The organism is Flexivirga meconopsidis (assembly GCF_026162425.1).
Classification (GTDB): Bacteria; Actinomycetota; Actinomycetes; order Actinomycetales; family Dermatophilaceae; genus Flexivirga; species Flexivirga meconopsidis.
Genome location: NZ_JAOBQJ010000005.1, coordinates 545,430 through 565,832, shown reverse-complemented (window position 1 = coordinate 565,832; position 20,403 = coordinate 545,430). Strand labels below are relative to the sequence as shown.

At 71.7% G+C, this 20,403-nt stretch carries 20 protein-coding genes; 10 read left to right on the top strand and 10 right to left on the bottom strand.

Annotated features, from left to right (window positions below; genetic code table 11):
- Position 1 precedes the first annotated feature (1 nt).
- Genes N2M23_RS19155 through N2M23_RS19135 form a run of 5 tightly spaced genes read right to left on the bottom strand, consistent with a single transcriptional unit; the run spans position 2 to position 6,190 of the window.
- Positions 2-1,477, bottom strand: a complete 1,476-nt coding sequence (locus N2M23_RS19155) for a hypothetical protein (RefSeq protein WP_265447736.1) — start codon at positions 1,475-1,477, stop codon at positions 2-4.
- Positions 1,470-2,297, bottom strand: a complete 828-nt coding sequence (locus N2M23_RS19150) for a hypothetical protein (RefSeq protein WP_265447735.1) — start codon at positions 2,295-2,297, stop codon at positions 1,470-1,472. The genes N2M23_RS19155 and N2M23_RS19150 overlap by 8 nt, the downstream gene beginning before the upstream one ends.
- A 3-nt stretch (positions 2,298-2,300) precedes the next feature.
- The gene (locus N2M23_RS19145) at positions 2,301-4,616 is read right to left on the bottom strand and encodes a glycosyltransferase (RefSeq protein ID WP_265447733.1); all 2,316 of its coding nucleotides are present in this window, start codon (positions 4,614-4,616) and stop codon (positions 2,301-2,303) included.
- A 4-nt stretch (positions 4,617-4,620) separates the two neighbouring features.
- Positions 4,621-5,685, bottom strand: a complete 1,065-nt coding sequence (pseI, locus tag N2M23_RS19140; RefSeq protein WP_265447732.1) for a pseudaminic acid synthase — start codon at positions 5,683-5,685, stop codon at positions 4,621-4,623.
- Positions 5,678-6,190: a GNAT family N-acetyltransferase gene (locus N2M23_RS19135; RefSeq protein WP_265447731.1), complete on the bottom strand. Its 513-nt coding sequence runs from the start codon at positions 6,188-6,190 to the stop codon at positions 5,678-5,680. Before N2M23_RS19135 ends, pseI begins: the two co-directional genes overlap by 8 nt.
- Before the next feature lie 100 nt (positions 6,191-6,290).
- Here N2M23_RS19135 and N2M23_RS19130 point away from each other — a divergent pair, with 100 nt between their 5' ends.
- From N2M23_RS19130 to N2M23_RS19115, 4 genes are read left to right on the top strand one after another with little or no spacing between them, the layout of a single operon-like run.
- Complete coding sequence (locus N2M23_RS19130) at positions 6,291-6,542, top strand: acyl carrier protein (RefSeq protein ID WP_265447730.1); 252 nt, start codon at positions 6,291-6,293, stop codon at positions 6,540-6,542.
- Complete coding sequence (locus N2M23_RS19125) at positions 6,539-7,756, top strand: AMP-binding protein (protein ID WP_265447729.1); 1,218 nt, start codon at positions 6,539-6,541, stop codon at positions 7,754-7,756. Before N2M23_RS19130 ends, N2M23_RS19125 begins: the two co-directional genes overlap by 4 nt.
- On the top strand, positions 7,749-8,495 hold the full coding sequence (locus tag N2M23_RS19120; RefSeq protein WP_265447728.1) for an SDR family NAD(P)-dependent oxidoreductase: 747 nt from the start codon (positions 7,749-7,751) through the stop codon (positions 8,493-8,495). The genes N2M23_RS19125 and N2M23_RS19120 overlap by 8 nt, the downstream gene beginning before the upstream one ends.
- Positions 8,496-8,505: 10 nt before the next feature.
- Positions 8,506-8,931: a hypothetical protein gene (locus tag N2M23_RS19115; RefSeq protein ID WP_265447727.1), complete on the top strand. Its 426-nt coding sequence runs from the start codon at positions 8,506-8,508 to the stop codon at positions 8,929-8,931.
- 4 nt (positions 8,932-8,935) lie between these two features.
- Here N2M23_RS19115 and N2M23_RS19110 read toward each other — a convergent pair whose 3' ends face one another.
- Positions 8,936-10,393: a hypothetical protein gene (locus tag N2M23_RS19110; protein ID WP_265447726.1), complete on the bottom strand. Its 1,458-nt coding sequence runs from the start codon at positions 10,391-10,393 to the stop codon at positions 8,936-8,938.
- 52 nt (positions 10,394-10,445) lie between these two features.
- On the opposite strand from N2M23_RS19110, the gene N2M23_RS19105 reads away from it, so the two are divergent.
- The 5 genes from N2M23_RS19105 (at position 10,446) to N2M23_RS19085 (ending at position 15,311) form a co-directional block, all read left to right on the top strand.
- Positions 10,446-11,339, top strand: a complete 894-nt coding sequence (locus N2M23_RS19105; RefSeq protein ID WP_265447725.1) for a glycosyltransferase family 2 protein — start codon at positions 10,446-10,448, stop codon at positions 11,337-11,339.
- 2 nt (positions 11,340-11,341) lie between these two features.
- Positions 11,342-12,298, top strand: coding sequence for a hypothetical protein (locus tag N2M23_RS19100; RefSeq protein WP_265447724.1), 957 nt, complete (start codon positions 11,342-11,344; stop codon positions 12,296-12,298).
- Positions 12,299-12,342: 44 nt separating this feature from the next.
- The gene (locus tag N2M23_RS19095) at positions 12,343-13,092 is read left to right on the top strand and encodes a hypothetical protein (protein ID WP_265447723.1); all 750 of its coding nucleotides are present in this window, start codon (positions 12,343-12,345) and stop codon (positions 13,090-13,092) included.
- Positions 13,089-14,030: a DNA-3-methyladenine glycosylase family protein gene (locus N2M23_RS19090; protein WP_265447722.1), complete on the top strand. Its 942-nt coding sequence runs from the start codon at positions 13,089-13,091 to the stop codon at positions 14,028-14,030. The genes N2M23_RS19095 and N2M23_RS19090 overlap by 4 nt, the downstream gene beginning before the upstream one ends.
- Before the next feature lie 87 nt (positions 14,031-14,117).
- The gene (locus N2M23_RS19085) at positions 14,118-15,311 is read left to right on the top strand and encodes a DegT/DnrJ/EryC1/StrS family aminotransferase (RefSeq protein WP_265447721.1); all 1,194 of its coding nucleotides are present in this window, start codon (positions 14,118-14,120) and stop codon (positions 15,309-15,311) included.
- Here N2M23_RS19085 and N2M23_RS19080 read toward each other — a convergent pair.
- The 4 genes from N2M23_RS19080 to cofD form a co-directional block, all read right to left on the bottom strand.
- The gene (locus N2M23_RS19080; protein ID WP_265447720.1) at positions 15,283-16,509 is read right to left on the bottom strand and encodes a carboxylate--amine ligase; all 1,227 of its coding nucleotides are present in this window, start codon (positions 16,507-16,509) and stop codon (positions 15,283-15,285) included. The genes N2M23_RS19085 and N2M23_RS19080 overlap by 29 nt on opposite strands.
- Positions 16,510-16,594: 85 nt before the next feature.
- Entirely contained in the window at positions 16,595-17,854 is a 1,260-nt protein-coding gene (locus N2M23_RS19075) for a carboxylate--amine ligase (protein ID WP_265447719.1), read from the bottom strand.
- A 10-nt stretch (positions 17,855-17,864) separates the two neighbouring features.
- The gene (locus N2M23_RS19070) at positions 17,865-18,920 is read right to left on the bottom strand and encodes a coenzyme F420-0:L-glutamate ligase (protein ID WP_265447718.1); all 1,056 of its coding nucleotides are present in this window, start codon (positions 18,918-18,920) and stop codon (positions 17,865-17,867) included.
- Positions 18,917-19,885, bottom strand: a complete 969-nt coding sequence (gene cofD / locus N2M23_RS19065; protein ID WP_265447717.1) for a 2-phospho-L-lactate transferase — start codon at positions 19,883-19,885, stop codon at positions 18,917-18,919. The genes N2M23_RS19070 and cofD overlap by 4 nt, the downstream gene beginning before the upstream one ends.
- 212 nt (positions 19,886-20,097) lie before the next feature.
- On the opposite strand from cofD, the gene N2M23_RS19060 reads away from it, so the two are divergent.
- Positions 20,098-20,358, top strand: a complete 261-nt coding sequence (locus N2M23_RS19060) for a WhiB family transcriptional regulator (protein ID WP_265447793.1) — start codon at positions 20,098-20,100, stop codon at positions 20,356-20,358.
- The last annotated feature ends 45 nt before the right edge of the window (positions 20,359-20,403 follow it).

Sequence of the window (20,403 nt, the reverse complement as noted above, 5' to 3'; positions counted from 1 at the left end):
ATCAGCGCATGCGGCGGATGGTCCGCACCTGCTTCTCCAGCTTGTTGCCGGCCGCGCGCACGAACTGCTTGGGCTGAGTGAGCAGTTCGAGCCGGCGGGCCAGCTTGTATGACGACCGGCCGCGCACCTGCGCTGTGTCGCGCTCGGCGGCCTGGGCCTTCTCGATCGCGTCGAGCAGCTGGGTGTGCAGGCGGTAGATGCTCGCCTCGCGCACCATGAGCTGGGAGTCGCGATGCTCGAGCACCTCGGTGAGCGCAGCAATTCGCTGCTCCAGCAACGCATTTCGGTCCACCGCCCGGTCGATGGCGTCGACCGCGCGCTCCACGCTGGTCGGCGCCGGGTGGGGGAGCGTGGCCGACCGTGCGCCGGCGACACCGGACATCTCGAGCCAGCTGGTGATCAGGGCGTCGTCCGTGGTCAGTTGCGGCCACGGCAGATCGAACCGCAGCGGTCCGAGCCGGGAGTGGAAGCGGTGCCAGGCGCCGGTCAGCACGGTGTCGTCCTCCCGGTCCGCCGACGCCGGGTCCGGGCTGGTCGCGGTCGTGGTGACCGGGGTGAGCGCGGCGCCGTCGACGTCCAGCAACCGGTCGAAGGCGACCCGGTCGAGTCCGGCGGCGTCGGGGTGGGTGCGCAGCCAGGTGCCGATCCGCGCGGCCTCGGTGCGGAAGCCGGGCAGGTCGCCGCGTTCGAGCAACCGGCGCAGTGTGTGTTCGAAGGTCGTGGCACGCGGCACCGACCCGTAGGACGTCACCCACACCGCGCCGTCGTCGGCCGGGTCGGCCCACACCGGCTGGGCGTCGGAGGTCACGGCGTAGACGGCGCGGCCCCGGCCGCCCACGGCGGCGATCAGCCCTCCGGCGATCTCCGGGAGCGCACCCGCCCGGGCCGCGTGGTCGATCGCCTCCTCCGGGCTGAGCAGCGGCAGCGGCGAGGTGTCGTCGTCGGCGCCGGGCGCCGAGAGTGCTTCGGCCAGCAGCACGGTGGCAAGCGACCCGGCTCCGGCGCGGGCCGCGATGTCCGCGCGCAGCACCGCCCTCGGCGCGGCCGGATCGCCATACATCAGGTGCACGGCGGGGTCGAGACCGAGCGCGGTGAGGCGCTCGGTGAAGCGGCGGGTGGACTGCCGCAGGTCGCTGCCGCCGGTCGCCCGGAAGCCGTCGACCAGGCCACTGAAGACGCTGTGCGCGGGTGCGAAGACCAGCAGCACGCCGCCGGTTTCGAGCAGGCCCGCAGCATCGGTGACCGCTCGCGCCCACGCCTGCGCCGCGGACTGCCCGGCGCCCGGTGCGACGTCGCCGACCGCGATCACGCCGCGGGGGGACACCTGCGCGTCGCTGTCGAGAGTTGGCAGCTCGACGACCTCGCTGCACCGCTCGCGCAGCGCCTGCTCGATCGGTGCCGGCAGGGCGCCGACGGTGTAACCGGCGGTGGCACGCGGCACGAGATCGTCGAGCAACAACTGGATCGGGTCAGACACGTCCACTCCATTCCAGAACGTCCTTGAGCTCCGCGGGGCTCAGCAGGAACTCCCTGCCGAGTTCGTCCGCGGCGAAGGCTGCGGCATCGGCCGGTGCGGTGAGCGGCCGGAGCGCGGGTGGCACCGTGCCGAAGACGCGCACGGGCAGGTCGAGGTCGGCCGCGTAGAGCAACTCCGACCGGGCGGCATTGGCGCCGGCCCGGCGATGGCCGGTCAGCAGCTGCTGGAGTCGGTCGAGGTAGCGCGGCTGCGGCGTGCCCGATGCGTCCGGCAGCGGGCCCAGATCGTGCGCTGTGAAGCCGGCCTCCCGGTAGACCGCGCGCACCGCGGGCACCGCGAAGTCGCGATGACTGAGCGCGACCGTCACCGCGCCGTCCTCCTGCTCGCGCACCTGCGCGGCCAGCCGGCGGGCGGCGAACTCGCCGTCCAGCCCGTGCTCGGCGAACAGCACCAGATCACCGGTCGGCGGCGTCGGTGCCTTGGGGCGCGGGTCCGTGCCGCCCATCGCGATCTTCAACTCGTCGGCCGCGCTCAGCTCCAGCGTCAGCAGCTTGGGATCCAGGTCGCGCAGGTAGAGCCAGGGTGCGCCGATGACCACGTGATTGCGCAGCCCCGTGGCGGCCCGGCGGCGACGGCTGCCGCTGCTCCACAGGTATGCCGTCAGACTCGGGTTGAGCGCCCGGTCGCCCTCGCAGACCTGCGCGATGTCCCACTCGTGCTGCAGATGACCGGCGATGCTCGGCACGGTCCAGCGCCGTTTGCCCAGGGCGTGGGTGAGCAGCACGTGGCCCCCGCCATACCAATGATTGTGTGGGTGCATGGGTCACCTCACCCGCACTCGGGCGGTGGCCGCGTGGGTGATGACCTGCAGGTGCCGATCCTGCACGGCGCTGACGAGGGGCAGGCCCATCGCCAGGGACGGTGTCGCGAAGACCGCGTCGGCGGTGTCGCCGGCACCGGCGAACAGCACCCAGTCGGCGGCCGGTCCACCCGGCTGCAGCGGGACGGTGCCCTCCGGGGGCACCAGATCGGCGAGGTCGGCGCGAGCGGCCCAGGCGCCGCCCGGGTCGACTGTGAGGTCGGCCGGGACGTCGACGTGGTCGTCGGAGTTGGGCAGGTAACGGCGCCAGGTGATCAGGTCCGGCCGGCGCGAGCTCCACCACCTGCCGGAGACCTTGATGGCGCCGTCCTGCAGTGCGGCGCGCTCGGCGATCGGGAGGGCCGGCCCGTGCACGAGCACGGCCGCGCCGTAGGCTGATCGGGTCATCGTCACCGGGGTGTCGCCGGCCGGTGCGACCACGTCGACGGCGTAGTCCGGCCACAGCAGCGGGAAGTCGCCGGCATCGGTGACCAGCGTCAGCCGCCGGGTCGCTCGCTGGGTGAACGGGTCGTCCGGAGTGTCCCCTGCGGTCACCGCCGCCGGGTCGAGCCAGGCCACCACGCGACTGGCGCTGCCTTCGTCGGTGACCTCGCCGTCGACCTCGACCGGGCCGATCGACTGCGGCCGGTCGACCCGCAGCGTGGCGAAGCGGCAGCGTTCGGGCACGAGCGCCTCGACCCGGAGCCGGTCGCCGACCCGCTGGACCGACACCAGCGTGGTCGGGTCGAGTTCACGGCGGATCGCGAGGATGTCGCCGCGCGCCTTGCCCGGTGCGACCCATTCGCCCGGCCGTAGCGCCAGCATCGGCGGGTATGCCGGGCTGCCGTCCCGCAGCGTGCGCAGCGGGCCGACCCGGCGCATGGAGCCGACCCGCTGCTCCACCTCGAAGCGCAGCGGCCACAGCAGCGGGCCGGATGCCTCGATCGCGTCCAGATCGACATCGGCGCGGAAGCCCACCAGTGACTGGCTGGCGTGCTGGTCCAGCGTCCGGTACCGGGTCACCGGCAACGGGTGCCGGTCGACGCCGTTGACCAGGTTGACAGTCAGGCCCGAGTCCGCGCCGGTCTCCAGGTGGTTGATCTCCGCGGTGCCGTCGACCTGCAGGGTGCGGCCGGCGAAGGCGAGTCCGGTCACGGTGGTGCGTAGCGTGAGCGCGGTGACCGGGAAGGTGTATGCCGCGAGCGGCGCATCGGATCTGCCGCGTCCGGGGAAGCTGGCGTCATACCGCCACGGGCGCAGCGGACGGCGGGTGGCGCGCACGCCACCGACCAGTCCGCCGTCGGCGCGGAACTGCGCCAACTCCCGCAGCAGGGGCACGTCGTCGGCGCGCAGCGCGGCAAACTGGATCTGGTCGAAGCGGGGCCGGTTGCCGACCTGCGAGACCAGCCGGTCGGCGAGCCGGTGGCCGAGGGTGAGCAGCCGGTCGACGTCCTCGTCCGGCACGACCGCGAATGCCTGCGCAAGCGCCACCAGGTCGATCTCGGCCAGGTAGCGCTGCAGGGCGTCCCGGATGCTCGGGGTGCCGTGACGCTCGACATCGTCCAGCACGAGCTCGGCCGAGACCACCCGGTCCAGCAGGTTGTCGTAGGCGAACGCCTGCTGGGTGATCGAGTCGCCGGACTCCCGCTCGCGCCAGTAGTAACCGTGCAGGCTGAGCACGTCGACGGTGAGCGCGGCCAGGTGCGCGGGCAGCGTCACCGGGTAGTCCTCGTAGCGGATCGCCGGGAACTCGTAGCCGTGCTCGTCCCAGAAGCTGCGGCGGTAGACCTTGTTCCAGACCATCCGGTCCCGGATCAACTCGGGGAACTCGTAGATGTGGGTGCCGAGGCGCGGCTTCGCGCAGATCTTCTGGTGCGTCCAGCTCTGCCGGACACCCGAGGTGCGGCTGAACCGGCGGGCGTTGCACAGCACGAACGACGATCCGGTGCGGTCCAGGCAGCCCACCATCCGCTCGAACGCCTGCTGGGCGATCAGGTCGTCGCTGTCGACGAACGTGAGGTACTCGCCGACGGCCTGCTCGGTGCCGGTGTTGCGGGCGGGGCCGAGGCCGCCGTTCTCCCGCGTGATCAGCCGGAATCGCGAGTCCTGCGCGGCATACTCCTCGGCGATGGCGCGGCTGCCGTCGGGCGACCCGTCGTCGACCATGAGCACCTCGATGTCGCGGAAGCTCTGGTCGCGGACCGACGCCAGGCAGTCGCCGATGTAGTCCTGTACGCCGTAGAACGGGACGACCACGGACAGGCGGGGTGGCTGCGCCATCGAGTCAGACCAGGTCCCAGGTCAGGGCGGTGCCCCGTGCGACGTCCGTGCTGAAGGTGCGCCCGTCGACCACGTCGAACAGGTCGGGCGCCAGGCCGCCGGCCGGGCGGATGGAGCGGACGTTCCGCGTGGTCACCCGGTCACCGGCGCGCACGTCCTGCACGACATACAGCGAACGACGGAAGCGCAGCCCCTCGCGCTCGCTCTCCTTGGCGCCGATCGTCGGCTGACCCAGGCACTGCCAGGCGACCTCGGACTCGCGCACCAGACTTGCGAGTTCGGCCGGTTCGAGGGAGAACGACGAGTCGACACCGCCGCCCTCGCGGGCCAGTGTGACGTGCTTTTCGACCACGACGGCGCCGAGTGCGACCGCGGCGAGCGGGGCACCGATGCCGGGGGTGTGGTCGGACAGGCCGATGTGCGCCCCGAACGCGTCGCGCAGCACCGGGATGCCGCGCAGGTTGGACTCCTCGGGGTCAGCCGGGTAGTCCGCGGTGCAGGACAGCACGATGATCTGCTCGTTGCCGGTGCTGCGCGCTGCGGTGACGGCTGCGTCGATCTCGCTGATCGACGCCATGCCGGTCGAGATGATGATCGGCTTGCCCTTGCTCGCGGCAAGGCGGATCAGCGGCAGGTCGACGATCTCGGACGAGGCGATCTTGTATGCCGGGGTGTCCAGCGACTCCAGCAGGTCGACGGCCGTCGGGTCGAACGGGGACGAAAAGCACTCCAGGCCAAGGGAATTGGCCAGCTCGAAGATCGGCTCGTGCCACTCCCACGGGGTGTGCGCCTCCTGGTAGAGGTCCCACAGGGTGCGACCGCCCCACAGCTCGTGCCCGTCGGACAGGCGGAAGTCCGGTGCGTCGGAGTCGATGGTGATCGTCTCCGGTTTGTAGGTCTGCAGCTTGACCGCCTGCGCGCCGGAATCGGCAACCATCCGGACGATGTCGAGCGCCTTGTCCAGCGAGCCGTCATGGTTGCCGGACACCTCGGCGATGATGAACGGCCGGTGGTCCGGGCCGATCTGGTGCTTGCCGATCTTGATGTCGGGGAAGGTCATCTCAGTCATTCGGCTGTCTCCTGCGTCGGATGGTGTGCACGACGGTGGGTTCACCGGCGATCTCCCGCTCCTGCGTGTCGATCTCCTCGAACCCGTTGCGGGTGTTCATGCGGCGGACCGCCTCGTTGACGTCGAGCACCTCGCCGTAGAGCTCGTCGAGGCCGAGGCCCGCGTCCGGCCGCGCGAAGGCGAACTTCACCGCCTCGCGCTGGATCGTGATCCAGGCCGGCAGCAACTCGCCGCGCGCGCCGAGGCCCTCGTTGTCGAGGTAGTAGCCCCACATCGCGGTCTTGGCGTCGTCGTCGATGTCGAAGAAGGTCACCACGCCGGCCGGAGCGCCACCGCGCTCGTAGATGAACACCTTGCGGGCGCGATTGCCCTGGAGCGATTGCCAATAGGCGTCGTGCTCGGCAGGGGAGATGAGCTCACGATTGAGCGAGACCGCGCGCACGTCGGGGTGGTTCCGCCATACGCGCACCAGCTCCTTGTCCGCGTCGGTGGCGGGGCGAAGCAATCGAGCCTCCGGAGGGTTGTGCGGACGGGCAGGCTTGGCATCGGGGCAGACCCAGCCGTCTACACTACAGCAGGCCAATTCGACGACTCCGGAGGTTCTTTTGTCCACGCTGAGCCGGGACCAGGTGCGCACGATGATGGGTGAGGTGCTCGCCACGCAGGGCAAGGAGTTGCCCGCCGACGACAGCACTCGGCTCGACACGATCGGCTTCCGTTCGCTCGACTTCTCCGAGCTGGCGCTGCGGGTCGAGGACGAGTTGGACACCGAGCTGAACTTCGACGCACCGCAGCTGCGCTCCATCGAGACCGTCAGCGACGTGCTCGACTTCGTCGAGCAGCTGCAGCAAGCGTGAGCAGGCCGGCCGGCGCGGGCAACCGCATCGTCACCAGCCGGTATGACGGCACCTGGGCAGATCTGCCGGCCTGGCCCGAACTCCCTTGCGCCGCAGCGGTGCTCGTCGCCGACAACACCGACGCGGTGCGGGCGGTGTGGCAGCACGTGGTCGACGGCGACCGGGAGACTCTGGTCGCCGCGGCGACCCGCGTGGACGACGAGCAGGCCGAGGGCTTGCGCGCCGACGGCCTCGCGGTGGTGCGCGGGGAGGACGTCGAGCCCGCGGGCACGCAGCGCGCCGCCGACGCAGGCCGGGTGTGGCTGCTCACCAGCGGCTCGACCGGGCGGCCCAAGCAGGTCGCGCACACCCTCGACTCGCTGACGACCGTCGCCGGTGACCAGCCGGCCCGCACCTGGCTGTGCCCCTACGCGACCGGCGCCTACGCCTGGTGGCAGGTGGTGACGCTGTCGCTGGCACTGCCCGGACAGGACGTCGTCTTCGTCGAGCCGGCACAGCTGGACGAGTGGCCGCGGCTCGCGCTCGAGCACGGGGTGACCGCCGCGTCGGGCACGCCGACCTTCTGGCGGCAGGCGCTCTGGCGCGCCGGTGACGTGGTCGCCCAGCTGAAACTGGAGCAGATCACCCTCGGCGGCGAGCCGGTCGACCAGGCGATCCTGGACCGGCTGCGCGAGGTCTTCCCGGACGCCCGGATCTCCTGGATCTACGCCTCGTCCGAGGCGGGCGCCGCGATCGCGGTGCACGACGGGCGGGCCGGTTTCCCGCAGGCCTGGCTGGACCGGGAGACAGGCGGCCGCCCGCGGTTGTCGGTGCAGGACGGCGAGCTGGTCATCGCCTCACCGAAGGCCGCCGAGGGGATGGCTCCCGTCATACACACCGGGGACCGGGTGGACGTCGTCGACGGCCGGGTGCTGATCACCGGCCGGATCGCCTCCGACGAGATCAACGTCGGCGGCTCCAAGGCGTCCGCGTCGAGCGTGCGGCGGGTGCTGCTCGACCACCCCGACGTCGTGTGGGCCGCGGTGCGCGGCCGCAAGGCGCCCTTGGTTGGCAACATGGTCGTCGCCGACGTCGTGTTGCGCGATGGCGCCGAGGCGGACACCGCACGCCTGCAGGCGTTCTGCGCGGAGCGGCTGCCCGACTACTCCGTGCCGCGCCGGATGCGCGTGCTGCCCGAGATCCCGATCAAGGAGACCCTGAAGAGCGATGTCTGACGTAGAACCAATCCCGGCGGCCTCCTGCGTGCTGATCACCGGCGGCTCCCGCGGGCTCGGGCTGGAGCTGGTGCGGGACACGCTGCGTCGCGGGGCCAAGGTCGCGACGTTCTCGCGGTCGATCACGCCGGAGCTGCAGGCGCTCGCCGACGAGCAGCCCGACACGCTCTTCGTGGGGTCGGTCGACATCACCGACGACGCCGCGGTGAAGCAGTTCATCAAGGACGCCTCGGCAAAGCTCGGCCCGATCGACTCGCTCGTCAACAACGCCGCGATCGGGCAGGACTCGATGCACGTGCACACCTCGCCCGATCGCATTGCACAGATCGTGACCACCAACCTCACCGCCCCGCTGGTGCTGACCCGCCAGTTCATCCGGCACGCGATGGCCAAGGCCGGCCGCGGCCGCATCGTGATGGTGACCTCGGTCGGCGCGCAGCGCGGCTACTCCGGCCTGGTCACCTATGCCGCGACCAAGGGCGGCCTCGACTCGGCGATGCGCACGCTCGCCCGTGAGATGCACGGCCGCTTCCTGGTCAACTCGGTCGCGCCGGGTTTCTTCGCCTCGGAGATGTCGTCGGTGCTCGGCAACGAGCAGTTGTCGGCGATCAGCCGCCGCACCCCCTCCGGGCGGATGGTGACCCCGGAGAACATCGCGCCGGTGGTCGGTTCGCTGCTCTTCGACGACACCAATCTCAACGGCCAGGTCATCACCGTCGACGGCGGCAGCTCGATCTGACCTCGCTGGTATGACGTCCTCGGTCGCGCGACAGGCACTCGCGGTCTACGCCGTGCCCGCGCGGCTGCGCGTCGGGGACTCGCACGACGTGCGCTCCGCCGGGGTGGGCGTGCGCTCGCATCTTGCGGACGGCCGCGGGGTCGTCTGGGATCCCGTTCTGCCGCAAGGATATTGCGCCGCCATCGACGCCGAGATCGCCACGCAGCCGGTGAGCCGGCGCCTCGCGCGACGAGTCGGCACGGACGACCCGGCGATCGTCTGGCCGCGGTGGACGCACTGCGAAGTGGTCGCCAAGCTGATGGGGCTGCCGGTGTTGTCCTGGCTGGGCTGGGACCGGCTGCAGCCGCCGGACGCAGTGGCTGGACAGGTCGACACCGCTTACGTGCGGCTCGGGGACGTCCTGGTGTGCTGCGGGGTCCGGGCACCGCACGACTGAGGCATCAGCGCTGCAGTCGCGCCCGAGCGGCCTCCACCAGGCGCTGGGTCGGCGCGGTCATCAAGAAGAGCGCGCGCCGGGCCCGCGGGCCGTGCTCGGTGGCGATCGCGTGCTCCAGCGCACGGACCCGACGGGTCTGGCGGGCCAGGGCGTCGCGCGACTGCGCGAGCTGAGCGTCGCGGTCGTTCAGCGCCTCCTGCAGCTCGGCGACGCGCTGCTCGGCGGCGTCCGGCCCCGGCCGTGCCGGTGCCGGACGGGCCGGCAGCTGCAGCGTGAGCCGCAGCGACTGCGCGTCGACCCACACCTGCTCGGGCAGCCCGAGCAGCGCCCCGAGTTCGCGGGCGAGACCTTCCGCGGCCAGCTCGGGCGGGTAACCGGCGGCCGCACCCGGTGGGGCCGTCGCGTGCGCCAGGTCGAGCAGGCCGTGCGCCACCGCGACGTCGACGGGCGGTTCGTGGTCGCTGACGGGGCTCGGCGACTCGAGCTGGGTGAAGCCAGCCCCGCTGACGAGCGTGCGGCGGGGGACGGCCAGGGCCCGCCGGTCGGCGGGCAGGGTCCCGATCCATTCGGCGTATGACGAGACCACCTGTCGCAGATGGAACTGCTGGTCCAGGCGCAGTGCGGTCAGCAGGTCCGCCTCCAGCGACCGGCCCGGGGCGTCCGGCAGGTCGAGTGCCGGTGCACCACCGAGCAGGTTGCTCCAGACCGGAGCGCTTCGTGGCAATGCTGCTCCGCGGACCACCAGCCAGCCGTCGGCCAGCTCGGGCAGCACTTCGGCGTCGAGAGCCACCGCCAGGTCCGGGCGGGTGGAGGTGAGCGCACGCAGCAGCGACCGACCCGGCTCCTGCCCGCCGGCCGCGAGCTCTGCGAGGACCGTCGGCCGCCCATCGCTGCCAAGCACGAGATGTGTTGGCTGCCAAGGCAGTTCGTTCAGCGTGGGAGCCCTGTCGTCATACCCACACGTGCCCACCCACCAGGCGTCGTCGCTGTCGATCCGGTGCACGGGTGGGGTGGTGTCGATGCCCGCGCCGAGTGCGCCGGGCAGCAGCGCCAGCAACCGGCCGCCGGGGGTCAGGTGTGCGGCTGCGCGGTCGACGAGCTCCACGTGTGACCAGCCGGCCGAGTCGGGAGTCAGCACCGCACCGGGCGGATCGAGCAACAGCACCAGGTCCGCCCGCAGGTCCTCCGGGAGACGATCGAGGCCGCCGCAGAGCACGTCCGCACCGGCGGCGTGCAACGCTTCGGCGTCGCGCTGCCCGCGCACCACGACGACCGCCCCGGGGAAGCGCGGGTGGAGCTCGGCGGCCGTGCGGCCCAGCAGCAGCACCGAGCCCGGCGTGCCGGCGACACCGACCAGGAAGTCGGCCAACACGCCGAGCGGCGCCGGAGGGTCGGTGCGATCCGGCATCTCGCCGCCGAGCAGTGTGACGCCCTCGATGGGCGCGGCGTTGGGGGCGGGCACGGGACGTAGCCTAATGTTCCGATTCCAGCCGCCTGCGAGATTGGAGTAATCCGTGCCCCCGAGTCCGACGAACGACGCCGGGAGCTTGCCCACCGTCGGTGTGGCGATGCTGCACATGGGCGATCGTCCGGCGGAGTTGGCCCGCGCTCTCCAGACGCTGCGGGCCCAGGAGGGTGTCGAACTCGACGTGGTGATCGTCGGAAACGGCTGGGAGCCGGTGGGATTGCCCGACTGGGTGCGCACCGTCCACCTGCCGGAGAACGTCGGGATCCCCGAAGGGCGCAACGTCGCGGCCCGTGAGTGCCGCGGCGAGCTCATCTACTTCTACGACGACGACGCGTCGTTGCCGACCCCCGACATCCTGGCCCGGCTGGCCGAGGTGATCCTCGCGGACGACCGCGTCGCGGTCGCCCAGCCGCGCGGCGCCGACCCCGACGGCAGACCGTCCCCGCGACGCTGGGTGCCGCGCTTCGACGTGCGCGACGGCGGCAAGGCCGGCCCGGCGACGTGGTTCTGGGAGGCGGTCTTCATGATCCGCCGCACCGCCTTCGAAGAGTCGGGCGGCTGGCCGGGGCAGTTCTTCTTCGGGCACGAGGGCATCGACCTCGCCTGGCGGCTGGTCGACGCCGGCTGGCGGATCGAATACGTGCCGTCGGTGGTCGTGCACCACCCGGCGACCAGCGCAGCGCGGCACGCGATCTACTACCGCACCAACGCCCGCAACCGGGTCTGGGTCGCGCGCCGCAACCTGCCCGCGCCCCTCGTGCCGGTCTACCTCGGGGCGTGGACCGCGGTCACGCTTGCGCGAGTGCACGACCCGGAGTCGCTGAAGGTGTGGTTCAAGGGGTTCGCCGAGGGTGTGCGGACCGACGCCGGCGAGCGCCGCCCCATGTCGTGGCGCACGGTGGGCCGACTGACCCGGGCCGGCCGGCCACCGGTGATCTGATCATGCAGGTCGTCGTCACCGGCGTGCGCAGTCGCACGCACCTGATCCACATCGCCGCCTACCTGCGCGAAGGTCTCTCCCGCACCGATCGCGTCGACCTGACCTACCTCACCGGCGGCACGTTCCTCGGTCACGCCGCCGTCGACGAGCTGGACGTGCGGCAGTTGCTGCCGGACGACCCGGCGCTGCACGTGCGGTTCGTCAGCCGCCTCGCAGAACTTTCCGACATCGAGGGCGACGTGACCTACGTGTCGGTCGGCGCGCCGGGCATCAAACCGTGGATTGCATTGCGGCGTGGCGATTTTCGCCGCCGCCTGTCGACCGTGGTGACCGACGAGGGCATCGGCACCTACGGCGACTGGCGCACCCGCCGGGATGCGTGGCGTCGGCAAGGCGTGCGCGAACCGTGGACCACCATGCGCGCAGTCGCCGTCGAGGGCGGGGTGCGCGGCCTGACCACCCGCCGCTTCCCGATGTATGACGAGGGCCGCGATTTCGCACCGCACCCGTCGGTCGCCGCGGAGTTCCTGCGGCACACCGAGGGCATGGCGCCCGATCCCTCGGATGGTCGGGTGGTCTTCCTCGGCCAGCCCTGGGTCGAGATCGGCGCGCTCAGCGCGGACGCCTACCTGGCGCACGTGGACCATGTCGCCCGGCGGGTGGCCGCCGACGGCGGTCGTCTCGTCATACGGCCACATCCTGCGGAGCACCCGAACCGTTACGGGGCACGCGAGGTGCTGGCCGGCATCGTTCCCGCCGAGCTCGACCCGCAGGTCGTCAGCGCATCGGGCGTGATCGGCGGGGCGAGCACGGCGCTGCTCAACCTCGCCGCCCTGCACGGCATGCCCGCCACCCGGGTGCTCACCCCTGGTCTGGAACACCTCGAGGACGAGTTGGGGGTGCGGCAGCGGGCGCTGCTGGATAGATACCTGCCGCCCGCGGTCGACCTGGACCGGTAGATACCTGCCACCCTCGGTCGGTGTTGCCGGTTAGAGTCGATCCTGTGAAGGTCCCGTCTACGGCAGCAGCTCGCATCTCAGGCGCACCCGGCGTGCAACGTGCGGTCGATCGTGCCCGACAAGCCGCACGCGACACCGCTGCCCGGCTGCCGCACCCGGCCGAGCAGACGGTCTCGCTGCGAGCGGCCGACTTCACCGGCATCCGCACCACCGGGTTGCTGCTCGACGGTGCGGAGGCACGACTGGCCCGCAAGGCGGCCCGCCGGCTCGGTCTGCCGCGCACCCTGGACGACACCAGCGCCTGGGCCGCGTTCGGCGCGCTGGCCGCGTTGTTGCGGATCGTCGACGACGGCCGCCGCCGCTCCGTGATCGTCGACACCGCGGGCGGGCGCTCGGTGTTCACCCGGTGGGCGACCAAGGTCGGGTTTGCGCCGGTGCATGTCGACGTGATGCGACCGGAGGTGGTCGGCACCGACGTCGACCCGGGCTCGGTCGACCTCGTGGTGCGTCTGCACCCGCACTCCAGCGAGCCGCAGACCGTCGACGAGGATCTGGCCAGAGGGTCCTTTGCCGTGCGGCGGGGCGGGCTGATCATCGTCACCCTCCGCCTCGGCACCGACGACGCGGGCGGCGTCGGGGTGGCCGACCTGCGTTCGCTGATTGCGCGCGCCGACGAGCAGGGCCTTTCGCTGGTCGGCGAGATCGCGCTCGAGGAGGGCCGGCAGGCCCGCGCGGTCGCCGAGGCCGAGCCGGGCAACTTCGGCCTCGCGCTGCTGACCTTCCGCAGGCGGTGAGCGCGTCGGCGGCCCCCGCGAGCGCCGACTTCGCGCCCGGCCGTCCGATCCCGATCGGGTCCATCCTCGGCGCGCTCCGCCGCGGGTCCGGCGATCCGACCTGGCACCAGAGCCCCGGTGCGATCTGGCGGGCGGCCCACACCCCGGACGGCCCGGTGACGCTGCACCTGCACCGCGAGGCCGCGGCCGGCGGAGACCGGGTCGTCGCCCGGGCCTTCGGGCCCGGGGCTTCCTGGTCGCTCGACCGGCTGCCGCAACTGCTCGGCGCCAACGACGACCCCAGCGGATTCGCACCGCGCGAGGAGGTGCTGCGCCGTGCGGCACACGCGCACCGCCACTGGCGTGCCGGACGCACCGGTCTCGTGCTCGATGCGCTGCTGCCGGCGATCATCGAGCAGCGGGTGACCGGCAAACAGGCGTTCGGCGGCTACCGACGGCTGGTGCGCAGGTTCGGCGCGCCCGCCCCTGGCCCGGCGGACGCCGTCGGCGCGACGCGACTGATGGTCCCGCCCACGGCCGAGCAGTGGCGGCGCATCCCGTCCTGGGAGTGGCTGCGTGCCGGTGTCGACGCCCAGCGGTCGGACACCATCCAGCGAGCCCTGCAGGTAGCGCCTCGACTGGAGGAATGTGGCGACTTGCCACGCGAAAAGGCTTGGCAACGCTTGCGATCCGTGCCAGGCGTCGGCGTCTGGACGGCGGCCGAGACCATGCAGCGGGCCTGCGGCGACGCTGACGCGGTGAGCTTCGGTGACTACCACGTCGCCAAGGATGTCGGCCACGCGCTGACCGGGTCGTCCGTCGACGACGAAGGCCTGGCCCGACTGCTGCAGCCGTATGTCGGGCACCGCTACCGGGTGCAGTTCCTGGTGACCGCGGCCCGCCTCGGGCCAGCGCGGCGGGGAGCGCGCCTCGCCATACCGACGCATTTGCCCGGCTGATCCACGCAACTGCCCCCGAATCTTTGGGTTTGCTGTGTAACATCGCCGTCCAGCGCGCTCGCGCTACGTCGGGGGAGGGCATGCGCAATGCCAGTGGATCAGCAGACCAGTGCCGCAGTCCGCGGGATGCTGGCCGAACGCACCGGCACCAGTGCCGCCGACTGGCACCTGGTCCTCAAGGCCCGCTACGGGATGGAAGTCGTCTTCCGCGAGCTCGCGGCGTCCCGCGAACCGGGCGAGGTGGTCACCCAGATCTTCACCTGCGCGACGGCGGTCGATCCGATCATCACCGGCCGGCTGCGGCCGGTCTACTCGGAGGTCGCGCCCGAGTCGGTGGCACTCGACCCGGCAGGGCTGCAGCTCACCGACCGGACCCGCGCCGTGGTGTTGCAGCACACGTTCGGCATCGTCGACGAGGCACGCAGCCGCCGACTGCGCGCGGCGGCCGATCGGGTCGGCGCCCTGCTCGTGGAGGACTCGGCGCACTGCGTCGGCCGGATGGCGCGCACCGCCGACGGCGACCCGCTCGCGGACGTCTCGGTGCACTCCTTCGGTGCGGAGAAGGTGCTGCCGACCAGGTTCGGTGGCGCGATCTGGGTCAACCCGGCGTTACCCGACGACCTGCTCGCCGAGCGCATCGCCGGCCACCTCCAGGTGCTGCCCACGCCGGGGCGGCGCATCGACCTGACCAGCCGCGCATACCGCAGCCAGGTGCGGGTGTTCAACCGGCTCCCTGCCCGTATGGCGGCAGCTGCGCGCTCGACGCTGACCCGGGCCAGGCTGTTCGAGCCGCCGATCTCGGCGGAGGAAACGCGCGCCGGACTGGACTACGAGCCGATGGCGCCGACGCCGTGGATGGTGCGGCAGATCGCCGAGCAGCTGCCGCGACTGGACCAGGTGCAGCGTGGTCGCGCGGCCGCCGTGGCGGAATACCTCGACGAACTCGGCGATGTGGTGACGGTTCCCGCGTCGATCGACCGGGCGCAACCGCTCGTGCGCTTCCCGTTCTTCGTGCCCGACTTCGTGGACGCCGACGACGTCGTGCGCGCGGTCACCGATGCGGGGTTCTACGCCGGGCGGTGGTACCGGCCGGCGCTGTTCCCGGGCACGACGGAGCCTGCGGCATACGGCTATTCGCCGGGAGACCCCGCGCTCGCGGTCAGCGAGGACCTCATCGCGCGGGTGGTGAACCTGCCGACCACGGTCGACCCGGCGGGCGCCCGGCGTGCCGCGGACGTGGTGCGGCGCGCGCTCAGTGCGGGCGGCGCCTTGCGAATCTGAGGTAGTCGCGCGTGTGCCGGGCGTCGACGCGCGCAATGTCGATCCGCCGCCGCCGGGAGCTGTCCGGGCGGTACTTCAGGGTGTGCACCCTGCCGGCGCGTGCCGCCGCACGGATCCGCCGCAGCAACCCGCGGGGCGCGTAACGCAGCACCACCGGGTAGGGCACGTTCAGCCAGAGCCGCTCGGCAGTGGTCACCTCCAGCGGCAGCGGCCGCTCGTAGACCAGATCCTCCACCGCGCAGCGCACCAGGTTGCCGCCGCCGGCCATCGTGTAATAGGCGGTCGCGCCGGGGCGCAGGTTGACCTCGAGCAGCTTGCGGGTGCCGGTGCGTTCGTCGGACATCACGTCGAAGTTGGCGAAGCCGACGTAACCGACGCCGTCGAGGAAGCGTTGCAACGACTCGACAAGTTCGTCGTCGCGCACCGAGATGATCGCGTTGTTGTTGCCGACCAGGTTGGGGTCGTACTCGGTGAGTGCGACCTGGCCCGCGGAGGCGAAGCGCATCGAGCCGTGCCGGTCGGAGTAGGAGTTGGCGACCAGCATCACCGACTCGTCACCGGCGAGGTATTCCTGCACGATCAGGTCGTCGTCGTAACCGGCGGCGAAGATGCGAGCGGCGATCTCGCGCAGCGCGGTCTGGTCAGGGACCACGTAGACCTTCTGCTTGCCGGCGAAACTGAGCCGTGGGTAGACGTCGGTGTTGGACGGTTTGAGGATGACCGGATAGGGGAAGGGCAGGTCGTCGCCGAGTGCCCGGTCGACCGGGCCGGGCCCGACCACGACGGTCGCCGGGTGCGGCACGCCGAGTTCGTCGCAGGTGCGGTAGAAGTCGGTCTTGTTCATCAGCCGCTTCGCCAGGTCGTGGTCCACGAGCGGTATGACGTATCGCGGGTCGAGCTGCGCACGGCGCTCCAGCACGATGTTGGTGTAGAACTCGATCGTCGGCAGTAGCAACAGTTTTCGGCCGGGGAACTCGGTCGCAACCGTGTCGAGCACCTGCACCACGACGTCGGGGTCGCCGAAGTCGGTGCGCGCGCGAACCTCGAGGATCTGGGAGTCAGCCGTCTCCCGCGACGGGTACCGGCCGAGCGCGAGCGACCGCACGCCATACGCCTCGTGCAACGACCGGGCGATGTTGTAGGCGTTCAGATTGGTGCCGATGATGATCGGCACGAAGTCGTTGTTGCCGTAGGACATGTCGGTCGGCCCCCCTGCGTTCGGACTGCCGCCTCGGCGAGGCGGCGGCTCATGCTAGTGCTTCGACCCGGACCGGGTGCCTTCCCTAGAGCCCGGTGCCGGTCGGCCGCGGGTAGTGCCGCAGGTATTTGCGCACGTGGTTGCCGGTCATCGCGAGCACTGTTGCGCGGCGCCGGGGCGAGTCATCGGCCGGGTTGGCGAGCGGGTGCGCAACACGCCCCTGGCGCATGAGCCGCACCACCCGTGAGCGCAGGCCGCGCTCGGGCAGGTAGCGCAGCAGCAGCACTCGCGGGACGACGCTGTAGACGCACTGCTCCCTCGCCCGCTCCGCCGGCACTTCCCGGTCGAACACCAGGTCCTCGACCGGGAAGCGGGCGACGTTGTGACCGGCCGCGGTCACGTAATAGTTGTTGCGGCCGATGCGCGGGTTCACCTCGAAGAAGACCAGCTCTCCGGTGCGCGGATCCTGCTTGAAGTCGAAGTTGGCGAAGCCGAAGTAGTCGGCGGCGTCCAGGAGTCGCGCGGCCGGCTCCATCGCGTCGGTGAAGTCGCCGGTAAGGATCGCGGCCGGGATGCCGAGCGCGTCCGGCGTGTGCTCCTGCAGCAGCACCCGCCCGGTCGCGAGCAGGGTGACCTCGCCGCGGCTGTCGCGGTATGCCGTCAGCGAGCCGAGCTGCGTCTCGCCGCCGGGGACGAACTCCTGCAGGAGAAAGGTGCCGGAATACCCCGCCGTCCGCAGGTGGCGCAGCACGACGTCCAGCTCGGCGCGGTCGGCGAAGTGATGGATCTTCTGCTTGCCGAGGAAATTCACCGCGTGGTAGTCCGCGCTCGAGGCCGGTTTGCCGATGACCGGGTAGCGCAACGGGATCTCGAGGGCCGACACCTCGGCGTCGTCGCCGAGATCCGGCACGTGCACCGGCACGGTCCGCGGCGTGGCGATGCCGAGCTTCTCGCACAACTGCGCGAAGCGTTCCTTGTCCGAGACGGCGTCGAAGGTGTCCGGTTGCGGCAGCACCAGCCGGTAGTGCGGCGCGAGCTGTTCCCGGTGCGCGGCGAGCGTCCGCACGAACCAGTCCGCGTTGGTCATCAGCAGCCGGACGCGGCCCGGGTGCTGCCGGGCGAGTTCGACGAGGGTCTGGACCAGCACGGTCTCGTCGGCAATGCCGCGCTGCACGAGCACGTCGGCGATCCGGGTGTCGACGAAGGGTGCCGGCTCGACCGAGCTGACGGCGACGCCACGCACGGCATACTCCTCGTGGAAGGCCCGCAGCAGCGCGTACGCGCCGATGTCGCCGCCGACGACGACGGGCAGGAGCCTTGAGGTGTCGAAGTCGGGTCCGGGCATAGCTCCGATGTTAACCAGGCGGCGCCGCCTGGGCGGACACGGTCAGCAGCACCGCATCGCCCTCCCGATCTGACCGGCTGACCAGTCGTTCGCCGGCCAGGGCGACCTCCAGTCGCGCCCACACTCGCCCCAGGGTCATCGGGTCATCGGCGCGAAGCCGGATGGCGAGGGAGCCCTCGGATGCCGGCCCGAACTTCGCGTCGACCCGGTCGCCGGCCGCCCGCGCCACCCGGACCGCGCGCGCAACCCGCTCGCGGAGCGGCTCGGGGTGCACCGACTCGATGCCTGCTGCCTCCGACTCGGCACTGCCGGGCGCGATCCCGAGCGCCGCCCGCACCGCCTCGGCCCGCCCCATCCCGAACCAGTCGCCGGGACCGGTGCGCACCAGCGAGGCGGCGCCCTCCCCACCGGGCCCGACCAGGGCGGCCAGCCCCCGCACGACGGCGACCGGCACCCGGTCGAGCTTGCCCTTGACCAGGTCGGCGGCGGCCGCGATCTCGTCGGCCAGGTTGCGCAGCGTCACCGCGAGGTCGCGGCCCTGAGTGTCGGGCAGCCCGCGCAGGTCGTCGAACGGCATCAGGTGGGAAAGGCCCAGCGCGAAGTCGGTGACGCCGGCGCGCCACGGGCGGCCGGAGGTGTCGCTGAGCAGCACCGCGATGTCCGGGGCAGGGTCGCCCACGGCCTGCCGGAGGCTGAGACGGATGTCGTCGGCGACCCGGTCGGGCTCGTGCGGCAGCAGCAGGATCCGGTCGTCCTGCGCGTTGGATGCGTCGATGCCCGCGCCCGCCATGACCGGCCCGGCGGCCGAGACCACGACGCGCGTCGGCGAGCCGCTGGTGGCGCGCTCGCTGACCACGCCGGTGGACTCCTGCAGGACCAGTGCTGGTCGGTCGGCCGGGTCGGCATACCGGCCGAGCGACTTGGAGACGACCTTGCTGGTCACGACGACCACGTCGCCGGTGTCGAGTGTCATACCGGCGGTGCGCAACGCCGTCGCGATCAGCGCGCCGAGGTCGTCGCCGGCGCGCACCTCGGGCAGCCCCGGCACCGGGGTGATCGTGATCACTTGCGTAGAGATAGGCCGAGTTCGACTGCGGCGCTTGCCATTTCGGCCGCGGCATCGACATCGGTCATCAGCAGCGGCACGGCGCGTACGGCGAGCCTCGAGTCGGCCATGGCGGCTTCGTCGGCCTTGTCGACCAGCCATCCGTCGAGGAAGTCGGCGTAGAGCCCGGCGACGCCGTCGGGTGTCACCGGGACGCCGATCGCGCTCAGGCAGGCGTCGGCGTGCCCGCGCACCGGTGCGCCGCCGACGAGGGGCGAGACGCCGACGACCGGTGCCTGGGTGCCGCGAAGCGCGTCCCGCACACCCGGCACCGACAAGATGATGCCGATCGAGACGACGGGGTTGCTCGGCGGCAGGAGCACCAGATCGGCGCCACGGATCGCGTCGAGCACTCCGGGTGCGGCCGCCGCCTGGTTCATCCCGGCGACGACGAAACGCTGCGCGGGAAGCGACGCCTGGTGGCGAACCCACCACTCCTGGAAGTGGATTGCGCGTTGTTCGCCGTTCTCCTCGACCACCACGTGGGTCTCGACGGGGGTGTCGGTCATCGGCAGCAGCGTGACGCCCTGCTCGGGCAGCCCCCACCGCGTCGCGAGCCGCTCCACGACGCCGCTGAGGGGGACGCCCTGGCCGAGCCACTGACTGCGCACGATGTGCGTGCCGAAGTCGCGGTCGCCCAGCCCGAACCATTGGGGCGTGGCGCCATACGCCGCGAGTTCGCCTTGTACGACGAAGGATTCGTCCGCGCGGCCCCAGCCCTGTCCCTCGTGGACCCCGCCGCCGAGGGTGTAGAGCAGCGTGTCGAGGTCGGGGCAGACGCGCAGCCCGAAGAGGGTGATGTCGTCGCCGGTGTTGCCGATGACGGTCAGCGTGTGCGGCCCGTCGTCGCGGGTGTGCAGGTGCTGCAGAAGGCCCCGCAGGAAGCGTGCTCCGCCGACGCCGCCGGCCAGTGCGGTGATGCGCATCCGGCCATGGTGTCACGCGGCCCGCGACCGCCCCTACGCAGGCCGGAGCGGACAACGCGCTCGCGTGTGTCGCGAATTTCGTTGGCGCAGCAGGCACCCGGGGCGCACGATCGCACACACCCGGGCTTGACGGATCGTAATGACACGCGTGTAATTAGCCCCGTCAACGTCAGCAGAACCATTCAGGAGGAGCCGTGCAGGAGTTCACACTTTTGACCTTGCACGAAGGGCTCGAAGCAGACGAGGAGTTGACGGAGCTCTCGTGGCAGGAGCGCGCCCTGTGCGCGCAGACCGACCCCGAGGCTTTCTTCCCCGAGAAGGGCGGATCCACCCGAGAGGCCAAGAAGGTCTGCATCGGGTGTGAGGTCAAGGCCGAGTGTCTCGAGTACGCCCTCGCCCACGACGAGCGCTTCGGCATCTGGGGCGGTCTGTCCGAGCGGGAGCGTCGCAAGTTGAAGAAGCGGGCGGTCTGACCACCACCGATGCCCGGCTCACCCGGTACTCAGCCGAGCTGGACC

Coding starts and splice junctions, on each gene's coding strand:
- N2M23_RS19150 (WP_265447735.1), bottom strand. CDS start 2,297: ATGCACCCACACAATCATTGGTATGGCGGGGGCCACGTGCTGCTCACC.
- N2M23_RS19145 (WP_265447733.1), bottom strand. CDS start 4,616: ATGGCGCAGCCACCCCGCCTGTCCGTGGTCGTCCCGTTCTACGGCGTA.
- pseI (WP_265447732.1), bottom strand. CDS start 5,685: ATGACTGAGATGACCTTCCCCGACATCAAGATCGGCAAGCACCAGATC.
- N2M23_RS19120 (WP_265447728.1), top strand. CDS start 7,749: ATGTCTGACGTAGAACCAATCCCGGCGGCCTCCTGCGTGCTGATCACC.
- N2M23_RS19115 (WP_265447727.1), top strand. CDS start 8,506: ATGACGTCCTCGGTCGCGCGACAGGCACTCGCGGTCTACGCCGTGCCC.
- N2M23_RS19100 (WP_265447724.1), top strand. CDS start 11,342: ATGCAGGTCGTCGTCACCGGCGTGCGCAGTCGCACGCACCTGATCCAC.
- N2M23_RS19085 (WP_265447721.1), top strand. CDS start 14,118: ATGCCAGTGGATCAGCAGACCAGTGCCGCAGTCCGCGGGATGCTGGCC.
- N2M23_RS19080 (WP_265447720.1), bottom strand. CDS start 16,509: ATGTCCTACGGCAACAACGACTTCGTGCCGATCATCATCGGCACCAAT.
- N2M23_RS19075 (WP_265447719.1), bottom strand. CDS start 17,854: ATGCCCGGACCCGACTTCGACACCTCAAGGCTCCTGCCCGTCGTCGTC.
- cofD (WP_265447717.1), bottom strand. CDS start 19,885: ATGCGCATCACCGCACTGGCCGGCGGCGTCGGCGGAGCACGCTTCCTG.